Source organism: Micromonospora aridisoli (assembly GCF_056150025.1).
Genome location: NZ_JAXCFK010000118.1, coordinates 1 through 571 on the forward strand (window position 1 = coordinate 1; position 571 = coordinate 571).

Consider the following 571-nt stretch of genomic DNA (forward strand, 5'->3'; position numbering starts at 1 on the left):
ACGCTGTTCCCCTGCGGGCGGCCGGCCGACGACGCCGCGTACCGCAAGGAGCTGGTCGCCAAGCTGCGCGGCCGGATGGCCGCGGTGCGCGGCGTGATCGCACCGGCCGACCCGCACTGGACCGTCCGCGCGCCCGAGGTGCGCCGGCCGGTGCTGGTGCTGATGGGTACGAAGGACCCGGACTTCCCCGACCCGGGCGCCGAAGCGCGGGCCGCGCGCCGGCTGTTCGCCGTGGCCGAGGCCCGGATGGTCGCCGACTCCGGGCACTACCCGCACGCCGACCAGCCCGAGGCCACCGCCGCCGACCTGGTCGAGTTCCTGGCGGTGACCGCACGTGCCTAGGGCCGGGCTGACCCCGGCGACTGTCGTGCGGGAGGCCGCCGCGCTCGCCGACGAGGTCGGCTACGAGAAGCTGACCCTGGCCGCGCTCGCCGCCCGGCTCGGTGTCGCGCTGCCGAGCCTCTACAAGCACGTCCGGGGCGCGGACGCGCTGCACCAGAAGCTCGCGGTGCTCGCCACCGCCGAGATCGCCGACGTGCTCACGGCCGCTGCCGCGGGTCGCTCCGGCGGC

Annotated in this window: 2 protein-coding genes; both read left to right on the forward strand. The window is 77.1% G+C overall.

Translation table 11 applies throughout. The annotated features are described in order from the left end of the window. On the forward strand, positions 1-342 hold a 342-nt coding region (locus SM447_RS29650; protein WP_474576165.1), incomplete at its 5' end, for an alpha/beta fold hydrolase. Further along, positions 335-571 (forward strand): TetR family transcriptional regulator (locus SM447_RS29655; protein ID WP_474576166.1); only part of this gene is annotated, 237 nt, incomplete at its 3' end. The genes SM447_RS29650 and SM447_RS29655, both read left to right, overlap by 8 nt.